The sequence below is a fragment of the Phocaeicola coprophilus DSM 18228 = JCM 13818 genome (assembly GCF_000157915.1).
Lineage (GTDB): Bacteria > Bacteroidota > Bacteroidia > Bacteroidales > Bacteroidaceae > Phocaeicola > Phocaeicola coprophilus.
The window spans coordinates 116,768-134,315 of sequence record NZ_EQ973643.1 but is presented as its reverse complement, the minus strand read 5'-3'; the positions used below and the strand labels follow the sequence as shown (position 1 = coordinate 134,315).

Here is a 17,548-nt window from a genome sequence, read left to right as displayed (position 1 = left end):
TTATGAAAAACAGAATGTTGAAAAGCGTCTGTTTACTTTCAGTGCTGGCTTGTGCGCCTTGCGCACAGGCCGGAGAACTGACGGAGACAGCGCATGTATGTCCCGCTGATGCCATCCGGAAAGACTGCCGTCCGGCAGAGAAAGACCGCCTGTTCCATTCAAAGGCAGTGGAAGCACAGATCCGGCGGGTACAGAGTCTGCTGACCAATTCGCGTCTGGTCTGGATGTTTACGAACTGTTTTCCCAATACGCTGGATACAACGGTTCACTTCCGGCATTTTGAAGACGGACGTCCGGATACCTTTGTGTATACGGGAGATATTCATGCCATGTGGCTGCGTGACTCCGGAGCACAGGTATGGCCTTATGTACAGCTGGCCAATGAAGACCCGGCACTGAAAGAAATGCTGGCAGGTGTTATCAACCGTCAGTGGATGTGCATTAATATTGATCCCTATGCCAACGCCTTCAATGACGGTCCGACAGGCAGCGAATGGAAGTCGGATCTGACAGACATGAAGCCGGAACTCCATGAGCGTAAATGGGAGATTGATTCTCTTTGCTATCCGCTTCGCCTGGCTTATCATTACTGGCAGGTGACGGGAGATACGTCCGTATTTGGAGACGATTGGCTGGCGGCCATTACCAACATTCTGAAAACTTTCCGTGAACAGCAGCGCAAAGACGGAAACGGCCCCTATAAATTTCAGCGCAGGACGGAACGTGCAACCGATACGTTGCCGTGTGACGGACTGGGCAATCCCGTGAAACCGGTGGGCCTGATAGCCTCCAGTTTCCGTCCGTCAGATGACGCAACGACTCTTTCCTTCCTGATTCCGTCTAATTTCTTTGCCGTTTCTTCCTTGCGGAAAGCAGCCGAGATTCTGAAAAAAGTCAACCATGATGAGGAGTTGTCTTCTCAGTGCATCCGTCTGGCTGATGAAGTTGAAAAGGCTTTGAAGGAACATGCCGTCTATACCCATCCCAAGTATGGACCGATTTATGCATTCGAGGTGGACGGATTCGGCAACCACATCCTGATGGATGATGCCAATGTACCCAGTCTGCTGGCTATGCCTTATCTGGGAGATGTAGATGTCAATGACCCGGTTTATCAGAACACCCGCCGTTTTGTGTGGAGCGAAGACAATCCTTATTTCTTTCGCGGAACAGCCGGAGAAGGAATCGGCGGACCGCATATCGGCTACGATATGGTATGGCCGATGAGTATCATGATGAAGGCTTTCACCAGCCGGGACGATCAGGAAATCAAGTCGTGCATTGAGATGCTGATGCGTACGGATGCCGGTACCGGATTCATGCATGAATCCTTTCATAAGGACAATCCCCAGAAGTTTACCCGTGCATGGTTTGCCTGGCAGAATACCCTGTTCGGCGAACTGATCCTGAAACTGGTGAACGAAGGAAAGACAGAACTTCTGAACAGTATTACCATTCAATAACCGTTTCCGGGCTTCAGACTGGCTGAGGCCCGGAAACCGATTGACTCTTGTATTCTGCTTTGTTTCAATAATCTAATACTTTTTCAATTATGCTCAAGAATTTTGAATATTCAATGCTGCCGTTCGGATTTGTACATTGCTTTTGCAACAACTGCCGGAAGGCCGACCAGTGTCTGCGTAATCTTACCTTGTCGTATGTTCCGGATACGGAGGTGACGGTCAAGATGATCAATCCCCATCTGGTAGTTCCTGATGGAAAATGCCCGTATTACCTGTCGTCCAAGACCAAGAAGTTTGCCTATGGCATATCGCATCTGTTTGATGAACTGCCATTCGGAAAGGTAAAGAGTGTGAGGGAAGAACTGATAAATCATTACGGACGTACGAATTATTATCGTCTGAAACGGAAGGAACGCAGTTTCCCGCCGGCTGAACAGGACTACGTGAAATCAGTATTGCAGCGTTATGGAGTGAAAGGCACTCCGGCATTCGATGAATATCGGGAGGAATACGACTGGGAAGGGCGCTGAGACCTGCCCGTGTCTGACCTGTTGATCAGCAGGAACCGCCTGTTTGAAGGAGCAGTTTTGTCAGTCCGAAACAGTTGTTTTGCCTTGTCAAAACAAGAGTTTCTTCAGCCCGTAAAAAAAGTTCCACTAGGTGAAACAACAATTTTCACCCGGTGGAACAAAAAATTCCACTGGCTGGAACAAAAAGTTTCACTAAGTGGAACTGCTTTTTCTTCCGGTAAAAACAGATAAACCGACTGGAAAAACCGGGGAAACCGGCTGCTCGTTTCTGATGAATTGCGGGCAGAATCCGGAGAAATTTTATAGAACTTATTATCGAATAAAATATACGTAACTATGAAACATCATTTTGGTAAATCCCGCAGCCGGCTGGTCAACCGGCTCTTCGGGTGTTGCCTGGGGGGAGTAATGGCCTTGTTTGCCCAGACTGGCTATGCCGATACGTTTGTGATAGGGAATAACCGCATTACATTTATTACGGAGAATCTGGTTCGCCTCGAATATGCCCGTCATCAGCAATTCTTGAATGATTCCACGCTGTTTGCCGTTGTCCGGACAGACCGTCAGCTTGGAGTCCGCCACGAACAGAAAGGAAGGAAGCACGTTTTCTCCACGAAAGCGATGCGCCTGGAATTTGATCATGACGGTTTTCCTTTCGGACAGAATAATCTTCGGGTAACGTTCTCGATGCATGGAAAGGAGAAAGGCTGGTGCCTGACGGATGGTCAGAGCGGCAATCTGAAAGGAGCTTTGTGTACGGTCGACGGGATTGGTGGCCCGGTGGAACGGGAAGAAGGTCTGCTGAGCCGTGACGGATGGTTCCTGATCAATGACACAGGAAAGGATGTCTATAAGAACGGAAAACTGTCATTCAGAGACCGGAATCATGTACAGGACTTTTATCTGTTCGTTTATGGAACGGACTATAAGGCGGCATTGAAATCACTGGCAGCAGTCAGCGGTCCGGCTCCGATGACCCGGAAGTATGTGCATGGAGCCTGGTATTGTCGCTGGTGGCCATACACGGCTGATGATTACAGGGAGCTGGTAGCCGGGTATCATGAACATAATTTCCCGCTGGATATCATGGTATTTGACATGGACTGGCATAAAAAAGTGTATGATCAGGGAACGGGGCATGCCTTTACCCGCGGATGGAGCGGCTACAGCTGGAATCGTGAACTGATCCCGGATCCGGCCGGACTGATCCGGGAATTTAAGGATAAGGATGTCTATGTGGTATTGAATGAACATCCGCATGACGGACTTCGTCCCGAAGATGATGCTTATCCTGCCTTTGCCCGTGCACTGGGTGCATCCTATACCAGCGAGGGAGTTCCTGTATTTGATGCCGGAGATCCTTTCTACATGAAGCATTTCATGAAGTATGCCCATCAGGAAGCAGACTCAATGGGAATTGCTTTCTGGTGGCTGGACTGGCAACAGGACTATGCTTATCCGCTGGTACGTGGTACAAGCACGAAGCATCTTCCCTGGTTGAATGAAATCTATTATAATTATTCGATGCGTCCTCTGTCTGACGACGGGGTAGGAAAGCGGGTGCTCCGCGGAGCCGGATTCAGCCGTTGGGGAGGATGGGGTGACCACCGTCATCCGATTCAGTTCTCCGGTGATGCCGTGGGAAACTGGGAAATGCTGCGTTTTGAAGTTGATCTGACCACGACGAGCGGAAATGCCGGATGCTTCTTCTGGGCTCACGATATCGGCGGGTTCTATGACGGGCTTGATCCGGAACTTTATACACGCTGGACTCAGTTCGGCCTGTTGAACTCTTCGCTTCGTATACATTCCGTCGTAGGTGAGAAGAGCGACCGGCGGCCATGGTTGTGGGGAGAACGTGAAGAAGCGGCCATGCGGGAGGTTTATCATTTGCGTTCCCGTCTGATGCCTTACATTTATTCTTCTGTCAGACAGTGCTATGACGACATGCTTCCTCTGAACCGGGGACTTTACATTGAACACCCTGAAACTGAAGAAGCTTACAAACATCCCGGTGAATTCTATTTCGGTGATCTGATTCTGGGAGCTCCGGTTACGGAACCCGGAAAGGGCGAAGACAAGACGGTTGTACAGAAGGTCTGGTTCCCGGAAGGTGCGAACTGGTATAGTCTGTTTGACGGGAAAAAGTATGAGGGCGGCCAGACTCTGGAAGTTGTCAGCACGCTTGAAACATCTCCGGTTTTCGTGAAGGGCGGATATCCTCTGCCTATGCAGCCTTATCGGGAACGGATGGCTTCGGCTCCGCTTGATACACTGGTCGTAAGATGTTATCCGGGCGAGAAAGGTATTGAGAATCATTATACGTTGTATGAAGACGACGGACAGACGCTGGATTATCAGGCAGGCCGGTTTGCAACGACGGATCTTTCATACGAGAATCAGGGAGACAAGTTGGTTATCCGTATGGCCGGTTCAAAAGGTTCTTACGAAGGCCAGCCGCGGAAACGCGCTTACGTTGTTGAATTGCCGGGCGTAAAAGCCGGGAGAGAGGTGCGTGTGAACGGAAAACGTGTCCGTGCTTCTTTTGACGGATCTTTGCAGGGACTGGTGATTTCTACACGCACCTTTGCAGTTGACAAGGAAGTTGTCGTAGAGCTGACCGGCATTCAGTAAGGAAGGCCGGCAGCTCCCGGTATAAATCATCCGATGAGCCGGAGAATGATGAGAGAAAAATTAAGTTTGAACCATAATTTATGATACAACAGGTTGAGATCACTTTACGGCCACATGCACGTGGCTTTCATCTGGTAACGGAGGAAATTGTACGTCAGCTTCCTCCCTTGCCTCAGACGGGTTTGCTGAACCTTTTTATCCAGCATACCAGTGCCGCCTTGTCCATTAATGAAAATTGTGATCCGGACGTACGGGATGACATGGAACAGATTTTTAACCGTCTGATCCGCGAGCGCGAATCGTGGTACACCCATACGCTGGAAGGATGGGATGACATGCCGGCTCATGCAAAGTCAACAATGATCGGGGTAAGCCTGTCAGTTCCGGTTACTCGCGGGCAGCTGAATCTGGGGACCTGGCAGGGCATTTATCTTTGCGAGTTCCGCAATCATGGAGGTCCCAGACGCATTGTCGCGACAATTATTGGGGAGTAAGAGGGTTTTCCCGTGGAACGGAAAGGCTGTCGGTGAAGTAACCGGCGGCCTTTCCTTTTAGCTGTACCCGGGAAATATCCACATTTTTTGCCGCTTCTTCGGAGATGACACCTTTGGCTGCAATTCTTCCGGCAACAATGCGGAAGTGATTTTCCTGGCTTTCCCTGAGCTGTCCGCTGTTTGTGAAGGAAGTCATGAAATGCTTGGGCTTGGGGATGATGGAAGCCAGATAGATGCATTCTTCCAGCGTAAGCTGTGAAGGGCGCTTGCTGAAATAGAAGTCTGCGGCTTCCCGGATTCCGTAGACCATAGGTCCCCATTCGGCAATGTTCAGGTAAACCTCAAACATACGTGCTTTCGAAGTCAGCCGGTTGGTTTCGATCAGCCAGACAATCAGGGCTTCTTCCAGTTTGCGGGCTATATTCTTGTTGCGGTTCAGAAAGACATTCTTGACCAGCTGCATGGAGATGGTACTTCCTCCGCGGGCAAAGCGCCGCTTCTTCAGATCGTAGGCCATTGCCTCCTGAATGGCATCGGGCAGAAATCCCTGATGGTAGAAGAATCCTCCGTCTTCACTTTGCAGTACAGCCGTCTGCATGACAAGGGGAATGCTGTCGAGCGGAAGAAAATGCTCCCACGACGGGCCGACCGGGAAAGTCCGGACCGGGATTCCGTCTTCGTAGGCCGTATATTTAAATTCGGAAGACATTTTGCTGAGATTGGTATTCCCGTATTGGATGATCCGGAAATTTCGGGCGAGCAGGTCGGAATGAAACTTCAGACTGTCCGGAAGGGCAAGGTCTGCATCCAGCAGAAAATCGTATGCCAGCTGGCCGTCTACCCGGATACCTTCCAGATGTTCGAACAGTCCCTGAGGCAGAGAGCTGAACAGTTCTGATGCAGGAAACCATGATTTGTGAAGTTTCGCAATGAGATGGCCGGGACTTTCGAGTTTAAGGTAAGGATTCAGCTGAAGCTGGTTGAAGCGCACCGTACTGCAACTGTCCAGTTCGATGCTTTGTGAACCGATGTTCAGATGGAAGTCAACTTCTCCATGATTCAGGTTGATCACTTCCGGAGAAAGCCGGTGATGGAAAAGGCTCAATCCTCTGACTTCGGCTTTCCCCTGCAATTGCATGGGGCTTCCGTCTTTTTGTATGAAGGAAAGCATCAGTTCATCGAAATGAATTTTAGCTCCCAGTCTCCGTTTGAGATAGGGGACAGCCACATCTGGTGCCTGTATGTGCAGGGACAGCAGATGTTCGGACGGATCAATTTCTCCGCTTGTCTGCCAGTGTTGTTCCTTTCCGTCCTCAACGAATTGAATATGACTTTGAAAATGCCGGTCTTTGATACGGAATTCCGGGATGTACAGGCTGACGGAATTATTGTCTTTCTTTTCACTGATCCGCAGGCGGGTCAGCTTTCCTTCAGAAGGCAACAGGCGGAATATCGTTTTCAGCAGGAGACCTGCCCGTCTGTCGTATTCGGCTGAAGATTTATCGGGCCGGGAAGTTTCTGGCCGGGAAGTGCGGTCGCCCAGGAACATAAAATCATAGTTGGCCTGCGTGCCTTTCTTGACAAAACGCAATTCCGGCTGTTCCATACTGATCCGGCGGATTTCAAGATTGCCTCTGAGCAGTTGCCACAGGCCCGGAGTTATTTCCGCCGAATGGATGGTAAGCAGCGTATCTCTTTGTTCGGGAACCACAGACAGGCCTCCGAACAGGATCCGTCCGGTTTTCGTGAACTCCAGATAGTCGTAGTGAATATCCAGTCCGTATCGTTCCTTCATGGCAAGGATTTTCCGCTCGGCCATGCTGTTGATGACAGGGTTGCGGAACCCCCATAAAAGGAACAGGCTTAAGCCGAGCACCACCAGTAATCCGCCTCCTGCTCCGATAAGTTTCCGTTTCATATTGTTCCTTTTTTCCGTTGCAAAGTTAAAAAAATAATCTTTGAACTGGCACAAACTCTTTCGGACTGGTTAAAGATTTGCCCGAATTTATTCGGCATACTCTTAATAACATAAAAAAAACTACAATATTTTGTAGTACATTATATTATTTGTATCTTTGCAAGCGAGATGGATGAATGGTGGAGGGGCAATAAAGCTCCTTTTTTTGTTGTAAACTCATAACAATGATAGAAAAACAGGAAATAACGGATGTTGTGAATAAGTGGCTGGAAGATAAAGAATATTTTCTGGTTGATGTTCAAATTAGTGCAGATTCACGTATCGTGGTGGAAATCGATCACCGCGATGGTGTCTGGATCGATGACTGTGTAAACTTGAGTCGTTATCTGGAAGAGACTCTGGGAGAACGTTTGGGAGATTATGAATTGGAAGTCGGTTCTGCCGGTCTTGGTCAGCCATTCAAAGTCCTGCGTCAGTATGAAGCCCATGTCGGAAGTTCAGTCGAAGTTTGCACGAAAGACGGACGAAAACTGCATGGAGTACTGCAGTCTGCCTCGGAAGAAGGTTTTACATTGCTCACGGAAGTACGTGAACGCCCGGAAGGAGCCAAACGTCCCCGTTGGGTTGAACATGAGTTACATTTCACTTATGATGAGATAAAATACACCAAATATTTAATAAGTTTTAAATAAGTTATGGCCAAAAAAGAGGAAACAGTCAGCCTGATTGACACATTTTCGGAGTTTAAGGAATTGAAAAATATCGACCGCACTACGTTAGTGAGCGTGTTGGAAGAGTCTTTTCGCAGTGTAATTGCGAAAATGTTTGGCACTGACGAAAATTACGATGTGATCGTGAATCCCGATAAAGGCGATTTTGAAATATGGCGCAATCGTGAGGTAGTGGCAGATGAAGATTTGACGAATCCCAACAGTCAGATCTCGCTTTCTCAGGCACGTCAGATCGATGCTTCGTATGAGATTGGTGAAGAGGTAACGGATGAAGTGATCTTCGAAAAGTTCGGACGTCGGGCCATCCTGAACCTGAGACAGACACTGGCATCCAAGATTCTGGAGCTGGAAAAGGACAGTCTGTATAACAAGTATATTGACAAAGTCGGTACAGTGATCAGTGCTGAGGTTTATCAGATCTGGAAGAAAGAAATCCTGTTGCTGGATGATGAAGGTAATGAACTTCTTCTTCCGAAGACCGAACAGATCCCCGGAGATTTCTACCGTAAGGGAGAAACAGCGCGTGCCGTAGTTGCTCGTGTAGACAATCCGGGTAACAATCCGAAGATTATCCTGAGCCGTACGTCTCCGATGTTCCTGCAGCGTTTGTTTGAACAGGAAGTTCCGGAAATTGCAGACGGACTGATTACCATCCGCCGCATTGCCCGTATCCCCGGTGAACGTGCCAAGATTGCAGTAGAGTCGTATGATGACCGTATTGATCCGGTAGGAGCATGTGTGGGTGTGAAAGGCTCTCGTATTCATGGTATCGTACGCGAACTTCGCAACGAGAATATTGATGTGATCAACTATACATCCAATATCCAGTTGTTTATCCAGCGTGCATTGAGCCCTGCAAAGATCTCTTCTATCGTGATGCACGAAGATGAGAAGAAAGCAGAGGTTTATCTCAAACCGGAAGAAGTGTCTTTGGCTATCGGTAAGGGCGGTATGAATATCAAGCTTGCCAGTATGCTGACAGAATATACCATTGATGTCTATCGTGAACTGGATGAAAGCGCCACTGACGAAGATATCTATCTCGATGAATTTAAAGATGAAATTGACGAGTGGGTCATTAATGCAATCAAAGGCATCGGCATCGATACTGCCAAGGGTGTACTCAACGCTCCGCGTGAGATGCTGATAGAGAAGGCTGACTTGGAAGAAAATACGGTAGATGACGTATTGAGAATCCTGAAAGCCGAGTTCGAAGCCTAAGTATAAAGTCAAGAAAGGGGAAGATTGCTTCTCCCTTTCTTTGCCGTATGGATGATCGGCCCCGAGTTTTCAATTCTCAATTATCAATTTTTTTAAAAGCGTATGACGATTAGACTGAATAAAGTAACAAGAGATTTAAATGTAGGGATCACAACCGTAGTGGATTTTTTGCAGAAAAAGGGTTATTCGATTGAAGCAAGTCCGAACGCGAAGATCACCGAAGAACAGTATGCTGCGCTCGTGAAGGAGTTCAGTAAGGATAAAGATTTGAAAATGAAGTCGGAAAAGATAATCCAACAACGGCAGGGAAAGGACCGGAACCGAAATGCCCGTTTGTCAGAAGAGTCGCAGGCTAAGGACTCGTCTGCGGAACAGACTACCCAGACTTTGGTGCCCGAAGATGTGCGTCCGAAGTTTAAGCCTGTCGGGAAAATTGACCTGGATGCATTGAACCGAAAGAGTGGAAAGGCAACAGCTGTTCCTGCACCGGAACAGACCTTGTCCGCAGAAGAAACCAAACAGACTTTCAGTTCTCCGAAAGAAGAAGTAGAGAAAGTTGTTTCTGAACCGACAACAACCGAGGAGCCGAAGGTAAATGCTGCTGAAAGCATTGCAGACTCCCCGATTACAGCAGATAAAGAACCAAAAGAGAAAAACGAAAATAAGGCTGAAGAATTGAAACCAGAGCGGATGGAAGAAGAAAAGAAAGATAACCTGAAAGCAGAGCAGACCGCTCAGCAGGACAATGGAGACGAAGTGTTTAAAATTCGTCCTACTGAATTTAAGTCAAAGATTAATGTAGTAGGCCAAATTGATTTGGCGGCTTTGAACCAGTCCACCCGACCGAAGAAAAAGTCGAAAGAAGAAAAGAGAAAGGAACGGGAGGAGAAAGACAAACAACGTCAGGAACAGCGTAAGCAAATGAAGGATGCCATCATTCGCGAAATCCGGAAAACAGATGAAAAGACGGGTAAGATGATGGCTGATGACGGAACCAAAAAGAAAAAAAGAAACCGGATCAACAAGGAACGGGTAGATATAAATGCTACTGGTAATATGGGAGCGTCTCCGGTTTCACGTGCAGATAAAAATGCTGCAGGTAAGTCGGACGCAAAACAAGGCAGTGGCAAACATGCTAAGGATCGCTTCAGAAAACCGGTGGTTAAGACTGAAGTGAGTGATGAGGATGTAGCTCGCCAGGTAAAAGAAACTTTGGCACGTCTTACCGGTAAGACGAAGAGCAAGGCTTCTAAGTATAGAAAAGAAAAGCGCGAAAACATACAGAACCGTCAGCTCGAACAGGAAGAACTGGAACTGGAAGAAAGCAAAGTTCTGAAGCTGACAGAGTTTGTGACAGCAAATGAGCTCGCAAACATGATGGATGTCCCTGTTACTCAGATTATCTCTACGTGTATGAGTGTGGGTATCATGGTTTCAATCAACCAGCGTCTGGATGCCGAGACTATTAATCTGGTGGCTGAGGAATTTGGCTATAAGACAGAATATGTCAGTGCAGAAGTTGCACAGGCTATTGAAGAAGAGGCTGATGCGGAAGAAGATCTGCAGCCGCGTGCTCCGATTGTAACAGTGATGGGACATGTCGACCACGGAAAGACTTCTTTGCTGGACTATATCCGTAAAGCCAACGTAATTGCCGGAGAGGCCGGAGGTATTACTCAGCATATCGGTGCATATAATGTGAAGCTGGAGGATGGCCGCCGTATTACTTTCCTGGATACTCCGGGACACGAAGCATTTACTGCCATGCGTGCACGTGGTGCGAAAGTAACTGACGTGGTAATTATTATTGTTGCTGCCGATGACAATGTGATGCCGCAGACCAAAGAAGCGATCAACCATGCAATGGCTGCTGGTGTACCTATTGTTTTTGCAATCAATAAGGTGGATAAACCGAATGCCAATCCGGATAAGATCAAGGAAGAACTGGCTGCCATGAACTTCCTGGTGGAAGAATGGGGTGGTAAATACCAGTCTCAGGATATTTCAGCCAAGAAAGGTACCGGTGTCAAGGAATTGCTGGAAAAGGTATTGCTGGAAGCTGAAATGCTTGACCTCAAGGCAAACCCGAACCGTAAGGCTACCGGTTCCATTATCGAATCATCTCTGGACAAGGGACGTGGTTATGTGGCAACTGTATTGATCTCCAACGGTACACTGCATGTCGGTGATATCGTACTGGCCGGAACTTCGTACGGAAAGGTTAAGGCGATGTTTAACGAACGTAACCAGCGTTTGAAAGAAGCAGGACCTTCAGAACCGGTTCTGATCCTGGGATTGAACGGTGCTCCTGCGGCTGGTGATACTTTCCATGTATTTGATACAGATCAGGAAGCTCGTGAAATTGCAAATAAGCGTGAGCAGTTGCAGCGTGAACAGGGCTTGCGTACGCAGAAGATGCTTACGCTGGATGAAGTGGGCCGCCGTCTGGCTCTGGGTGATTTCCATGAACTGAATGTAATTGTGAAAGGTGACGTGGATGGTTCAGTTGAGGCTTTGAGCGACTCTCTGATCAAGTTGTCAACAGAACAGATTCAGGTAAATGTAATCCACAAGGGTGTTGGACAGATTTCAGAGTCTGATGTATCTCTGGCTGCTGCATCTGATGCAATTATCGTCGGTTTCCAGGTACGTCCTTCTTCCAATGCAGCGAAACTGGCTGAACAGGAAGGTGTAGATATCCGTAAATATTCTATCATTTACGATGCGATAGAGGAAGTGAAGTCTGCAATGGAAGGTATGTTGGCTCCGACATTGAAGGAACAGGTGACTGCTACTATCGAAGTGCGTGAAGTATTTAACATCAGCAAGGTCGGAATGGTTGCCGGTGCGATGGTTAAGACCGGTAAGGTGAAACGTACGGATAAGGCTCGTCTGATTCGTGATGGTATTGTAGTCTTTACAGGAAATATCAATGCATTGAAACGCTTTAAGGATGACGTGAAAGAAGTTGGAACGAACTTCGAATGCGGTATCAGCCTGGCAGGATGTAACGATCTGAAAGTGGGAGACGTGATCGAAACCTACGAAGAAGTTGAAGTTAAGCAGACGCTCTAAGCGGTTGCTATAATATATAAGGTGGGAACTGGAACTTGAATGGAAGGGTCTGGCGGAATGCCTGTCCGGTCTTCAGTTTCCGGTTCCCATTTTTTCATGTGGAGGGATATGCAAACCATCGATTGGATTATGATAGCCATTGTAGGCCTGGGGGCCGTTGTCGGATTTTCCAAAGGGTTTATCCGTCAGCTGGCTTCGGTAGTTGGACTGGTGGCAGGCTTGTTGGTTGCACGGGCACTGTATGCTTCAGTGGGAGAGAAACTCGCTATGGAAACGGGAACTTCATTGACTTTTGCCCGTGGACTGGCTTTCCTGCTTATCTGGCTGGTTGTGCCTGTCGGATTATCTCTGGCTGCAACTTTGCTGACAAAGGCTGTTGATTCAATTCATCTGGGATTTGTAAACCGATGGTTGGGAGCCGGACTGGGAGCCTTGAAATACATTCTGTTGATCAGTCTGGTGATTGCTCTGATTGAATACATAGATTCGGAAGACAGCCTGATTCAGTCAACAAAAAAGAAGGAATCCGTGTTATATTATTCGATGGAGAGTCTCTCCGGAGTTTTTATTCCTGTAATCAAGGATGCGACTAAACAATTAATAGATACTGATATATGCAACAAGAACCCAATAAATATGTAAAAGAACTGACGCAAGAGAAGTATAAATACGGCTTTACGACGGATGTTCATACTGATATTATCGAGAAAGGGTTGAATGAAGATGTGGTACGGCTGATCTCTGCCAAGAAGGGAGAACCGGAATGGCTGTTGGAGTTCCGTCTGAAGGCATACCGTCACTGGCTGACGATGGAAATGCCTACATGGGCACATCTGAATATCCCCGAAATTGATTATCAAGCTATCTCATATTATGCAGATCCTACCCAGAAGAAGGAAGGTCCCAAGAGTCTGGATGAGGTGGATCCTGAACTTTTGAAGACGTTTAATAAGTTGGGTATTCCTTTGGAAGAACAGATGGCTTTGAGCGGAATGGCTGTAGATGCGGTCATGGACTCGGTTTCTGTCAAGACAACTTTCAAGGAAACTTTGATGGAGAAAGGAATTATCTTTTGTTCCATGAGTGAGGCTGTACGCGAACACCCGGATCTGGTACGGAAATATCTGGGATCAGTGGTAGGCTATCGGGACAATTTCTTTGCTGCCCTGAACTCGGCTGTGTTTAGTGACGGATCTTTTGTGTACATACCTAAAGGCGTACGTTGCCCGATGGAGTTGTCCACGTATTTCCGAATCAATGCTGCTAATACTGGTCAGTTTGAACGTACCCTGATCGTTGCAGATGATGACAGCTATGTTTCTTATCTGGAAGGATGTACGGCTCCGATGCGTGATGAGAACCAGTTGCATGCGGCCATTGTAGAGATCGTGGTGCTGGATCGTGCGGAAGTGAAATATTCGACTGTGCAGAACTGGTATCCGGGAGATGCAGAAGGAAAGGGAGGTGTCTATAACTTTGTGACGAAACGAGGAAATTGCAAGGGTGTGGACAGCAAGCTGTCATGGACACAGGTAGAGACCGGATCTGCAATTACCTGGAAATATCCCAGCTGTATCTTGAGTGGAGATAACTCAACGGCTGAATTCTATTCCGTTGCTGTTACGAATAATTTCCAGCAGGCTGATACAGGTACCAAGATGATTCATTTAGGTAAGAATACGCGTTCGACTATTGTCAGCAAGGGTATCAGTGCAGGAAAAAGCCAGAATTCCTACCGGGGTCTGGTAAGAGTGTCTGAACGCGCAGATAATGCACGTAACTATAGCCAGTGTGATTCTTTGCTGTTGGGCAGCCAGTGTGGTGCACATACTTTCCCGTATATGGATATCCATAACGAGACAGCTATTGTTGAACATGAAGCTACGACGTCCAAGATTTCAGAGGATCAGCTGTTCTATTGTAATCAGCGTGGAATTAACACAGAAGATGCAATCGGGCTGATTGTAAACGGATATGCCAAGGAAGTGCTCAACAAATTGCCTATGGAGTTTGCTGTTGAGGCACAGAAATTGTTGTCTGTTTCTCTGGAAGGAAGTGTGGGTTAGGAAAAGAAGAAGATATTCTTAATTAGATAGATTAGTATATGTTAGAGATAAAAGATTTGCATGCCAGCATCAACGGCAAAGAAATATTGAAAGGTATCAACCTGACAGTCAAGGAAGGTGAAGTACATGCAATCATGGGACCCAACGGTTCCGGAAAGAGTACATTGAGCAATGTGCTGGTAGGACATCCTGCTTACGAAGTAACAAAAGGTTCTGTAACTTTTGGTGGAAAGGATTTGTTGGCCTTGTCGCCTGAAGACCGCAGCCATGAAGGTTTGTTCCTTTCTTTCCAGTATCCGGTGGAAATTCCGGGAGTAAGCATGGTGAACTTTATGCGTGCTGCTGTGAATGAACAGCGTAAATATAAAGGCCTTCCCGCACTGACAGCCAGTGAGTTTCTGAAACTGATGCGCCAGAAACGGGAAATTGTGGAACTGGACAGCAAACTGGCAAACCGTTCCGTCAATGAAGGTTTCTCAGGTGGAGAGAAGAAACGTAACGAGATTTTCCAGATGGCCATGCTGGAACCGAAACTGAGTATTCTGGATGAAACAGACTCTGGTCTGGATATTGACGCTTTGCGTATTGTGGCCGAAGGAGTCAATAAACTGAAAACTCCTCAAACCAGTTGTATCGTTATTACTCACTACCAGCGCCTGCTGGATTATATCAAACCGGATATTGTTCATGTGCTTTACAAAGGACGCATTGTGAAGACTGCCGGTCCTGAACTGGCTCTGGAACTGGAAGAAAGAGGTTATGACTGGATCAAGAAAGAATTAGGAGAATGATTATGGAAAGACCCGAACAGCAATACATAGACCTTTTTACTCAGTATGAGGCCATGATTTGCCGTCATAGTGCCGAGGTACTGAATGCTCCGCGTTCGAAAGCTTTTGCTGATTTTGAGCGTCTGGGTTTCCCGACCCGTAAGCAGGAGGATTACAAGTATACGGATGTAGGACGGTATTTTGCTCCCGATTATGGGTTGAACCTGAATCGTCTGGAGATTCCGGTTAATCCGTATGAGGTGTTCAAGTGTGATGTACCGAACATGAGTACTTCACTTTATTTTGTTGTGAATGATGCATTCGACCGCCATGACTCTCCGACAGCTTCTCTTCCGGAAGGTGTGGAATTCGGCAGTCTGTGCGAAATAGCCACTCGTCGTCCGGAGCTGATAAAAAAATATTATGCACATCTGGCAGATACTTCGGAAGATGCACTGGCAGCTTTCAATACTTTATTTGCTCAGGATGGTGTTGTGATGTATGTCCCCAAAGGCGTGGTTGTAGAACGGCCGATCCAGCTGGTGAATATCTTGCGTGCGGATGTGGCTACTTTGGTCAACCGCCGCTTGCTGATAATTTTGGAGGAAGGAGCTCAGGCCAAACTGCTGATCTGTGATCACGCAATGGATGAAGTGAATTTCCTTTCTACCCAGGTGGCAGAAGTCTTTGTCGGTGAAAATGCATCACTGGATCTTTACGAGCTGGAGGAAACGCATTACAGTACCGTTCGTTTCAGTAACCTGTATGTACATCAGTCTGCTGGAAGCCGGGTATTGCTGAATGGCGTTACCTTGCATAACGGAACGACACGTAACAGAGTACATGTAGTTCTGGATGGTCCGGGAGCAGAAGTTGATCTTTGTGGTATGGCAATTGCTGACCGTGACGAGCAGGTAGATAATCATACCTTTATTGATCATCGTGCACCGGCTTGTACCAGCAATGAGTTATTCAAGTATGTACTTGATGAACGTGCCGTTGGAGCATTTGCCGGTAAGGTATTGGTTCGTCCGGGCGCAGAACGTACTTCTTCGCTTCAGACCAACCGGAATTTGTGCGTGACCCGTGAAGCACGTATGTACACACAGCCTCAGCTGGAAATTTATGCAGACGATGTAAAATGTTCTCATGGTGCTACGGTAGGACAGCTGGATGAGAATGCACTGTTCTATATGCAGCAGCGTGGTGTAAGCCTGCGTGAAGCTCGTCTCTTGCTGATGTTTGCCTTTGTCAACGAAGTGACCGACCGCATCCGGATGGAAGCTTTGCGTGACCGTTTGCACCAGCTGGTGGAAAAACGTTTCCGGGGTGAGCTGAGCAAGTGCCGCGGATGTGCATTATGTAAGTAATTTTGAAATAGATAGATCATGACTCAGGAAAAATCCATTTCCATGCAATATGATGTAGCCCGTATCCGGGAAGACTTTCCGATCCTTTCCCGGGATGTATACGGCAAGCCCCTGGTGTATTTGGACAACGGGGCTACGACCCAGAAGCCACGTTGTGTGGTGGATGCCATTGTGAATGAATATTATTCCGTGAATGCCAATGTACATCGCGGAGTGCATTTCTTGTCTCAGCAGGCTACAGAGTTGCATGAAGCTGCACGCGAGACGGTACGTCGTTTCATCAATGCTCGTTCTACCCGTGAAATTGTTTTCACCCGTGGAACGACAGAGAGTATCAATCTGGTGGCTTCCAGTTTTGTGGCCGGCCAGATGAAACCGGGTGACGAGGTCATTGTTTCGCAGATGGAACATCACAGCAATATTGTTCCCTGGCAATTGCAGGCAGAGCGCTCCGGCATTGTGATTCGGGTGATTCCGATCGATGATCGTGGAGAACTGATGGAAGATGCGCTGGAACAGCTGTTTACTCCGCGTACCAAACTGGTTTCGGTAGCACATGTTTCGAATGTGTTGGGAACGGTTAATCCGGTAGAACGGATTGTAGCCCGCGCACATGCCCATGGTGTTCCGGTACTAGTGGACGGAGCCCAGGCGGTCCCTCATCAGCCGGTGGACGTTCAGAAACTGGATGCTGACTTTTATGTGTTCAGCGGACACAAGGTATATGGTCCGACAGGAATCGGTGTACTCTATGGGAAAGAAGAATGGCTTGACCGTCTGCCGCCCTATCAGGGTGGAGGAGAAATGATCCATACGGTCAGCTTCTCCGGTACAACCTTTGCGGAACTTCCTCTGAAGTTTGAAGCCGGTACTCCCGATTATGTAGGAACAACCGCTTTGGCACGTGCTCTTGATTATGTAAGTACCATCGGAATGGATCGTATTGCTGCTTATGAGCATGAACTGACACAGTATGCCCTCCAGCGTTTAAGCGAAATTCCGGATATGCATATCTTCGGAAATCCGTCGCATCGGGAAGGTGTCATTTCTTTCCAGGTCGGTAATATTCACCCGTTGGATCTGGGTACTTTACTCGACCGGCTGGGCATTGCCATCCGTACAGGACACCATTGTGCCGAGCCGCTGATGCACCGCCTGGGAGTAGAAGGAACAGCCCGTGCTTCCTTTGGCCTGTATAATACGAAAGCGGAAATTGATTACCTGGTTGAAGGTATTCAGCGGGTTGCGAAGATGTTCTGAGCCTGATTCGCTGTTA

General features: G+C 47.6%; 13 protein-coding genes. 12 read left to right on the top strand and 1 reads right to left on the bottom strand.

All coding sequences use genetic code 11. The features are described from left to right. Window positions 1-2 precede the first annotated feature (2 nt). From BACCOPRO_RS08475 to BACCOPRO_RS08460, 4 genes are all read left to right on the top strand, one after another. Window positions 3-1,463 (top strand): glycoside hydrolase family 125 protein, encoded by a 1,461-nt coding sequence (locus tag BACCOPRO_RS08475; protein WP_040311341.1) that lies wholly within the window; start codon window positions 3-5, stop codon window positions 1,461-1,463. Window positions 1,464-1,552: 89 nt separating this feature from the next. Continuing rightward, window positions 1,553-1,993, top strand: a complete 441-nt coding sequence (locus BACCOPRO_RS08470; protein WP_008142784.1) for a DUF6078 family protein — start codon at window positions 1,553-1,555, stop codon at window positions 1,991-1,993. Between the two features lie 408 nt (window positions 1,994-2,401). Beyond that, complete coding sequence (locus BACCOPRO_RS08465) at window positions 2,402-4,627, top strand: glycoside hydrolase family 31 protein (RefSeq protein WP_050765340.1); 2,226 nt, start codon at window positions 2,402-2,404, stop codon at window positions 4,625-4,627. Window positions 4,628-4,707: 80 nt separating this feature from the next. Continuing rightward, complete coding sequence (locus BACCOPRO_RS08460; protein WP_008142780.1) at window positions 4,708-5,121, top strand: secondary thiamine-phosphate synthase enzyme YjbQ; 414 nt, start codon at window positions 4,708-4,710, stop codon at window positions 5,119-5,121. Here the strand turns inward: BACCOPRO_RS08460 and BACCOPRO_RS08455 are convergent. Further along, window positions 5,108-7,039, bottom strand: a complete 1,932-nt coding sequence (locus BACCOPRO_RS08455; RefSeq protein WP_008142779.1) for a biosynthetic peptidoglycan transglycosylase — start codon at window positions 7,037-7,039, stop codon at window positions 5,108-5,110. The genes BACCOPRO_RS08460 and BACCOPRO_RS08455 overlap by 14 nt on opposite strands. 224 nt (window positions 7,040-7,263) lie before the next feature. Between BACCOPRO_RS08455 and rimP the strand changes: the two genes are divergently transcribed. The 8 genes from rimP to BACCOPRO_RS08415 all read left to right on the top strand — a co-directional run bounded on the left by rimP (window position 7,264) and on the right by BACCOPRO_RS08415 (window position 17,532). After that, window positions 7,264-7,731, top strand: a complete 468-nt coding sequence (gene rimP, locus BACCOPRO_RS08450) for a ribosome assembly cofactor RimP (protein WP_008142778.1) — start codon at window positions 7,264-7,266, stop codon at window positions 7,729-7,731. A gap of 3 nt (window positions 7,732-7,734) precedes the next feature. Next, window positions 7,735-8,991, top strand: a complete 1,257-nt coding sequence (nusA, locus tag BACCOPRO_RS08445; protein WP_008142777.1) for a transcription termination factor NusA — start codon at window positions 7,735-7,737, stop codon at window positions 8,989-8,991. A 102-nt stretch (window positions 8,992-9,093) separates the two neighbouring features. Beyond that, window positions 9,094-12,066, top strand: a complete 2,973-nt coding sequence (infB, locus tag BACCOPRO_RS08440; protein WP_008142775.1) for a translation initiation factor IF-2 — start codon at window positions 9,094-9,096, stop codon at window positions 12,064-12,066. 108 nt (window positions 12,067-12,174) lie between these two features. Then, on the top strand, window positions 12,175-12,708 hold the full coding sequence (locus BACCOPRO_RS08435; RefSeq protein WP_040311393.1) for a CvpA family protein: 534 nt from the start codon (window positions 12,175-12,177) through the stop codon (window positions 12,706-12,708). Next, on the top strand, window positions 12,681-14,132 hold the full coding sequence (gene sufB / locus BACCOPRO_RS08430; protein ID WP_008142770.1) for a Fe-S cluster assembly protein SufB: 1,452 nt from the start codon (window positions 12,681-12,683) through the stop codon (window positions 14,130-14,132). The genes BACCOPRO_RS08435 and sufB overlap by 28 nt, the downstream gene beginning before the upstream one ends. A 38-nt stretch (window positions 14,133-14,170) precedes the next feature. Then, window positions 14,171-14,923, top strand: coding sequence for a Fe-S cluster assembly ATPase SufC (sufC, locus tag BACCOPRO_RS08425; protein WP_008142768.1), 753 nt, complete (start codon window positions 14,171-14,173; stop codon window positions 14,921-14,923). Further along, window positions 14,920-16,272, top strand: coding sequence for a Fe-S cluster assembly protein SufD (sufD, locus tag BACCOPRO_RS08420; protein WP_008142766.1), 1,353 nt, complete (start codon window positions 14,920-14,922; stop codon window positions 16,270-16,272). The genes sufC and sufD overlap by 4 nt, the downstream gene beginning before the upstream one ends. 18 nt (window positions 16,273-16,290) lie before the next feature. Continuing rightward, window positions 16,291-17,532, top strand: a complete 1,242-nt coding sequence (locus BACCOPRO_RS08415) for an aminotransferase class V-fold PLP-dependent enzyme (RefSeq protein WP_008142764.1) — start codon at window positions 16,291-16,293, stop codon at window positions 17,530-17,532. The last annotated feature ends 16 nt before the right edge of the window (window positions 17,533-17,548 follow it).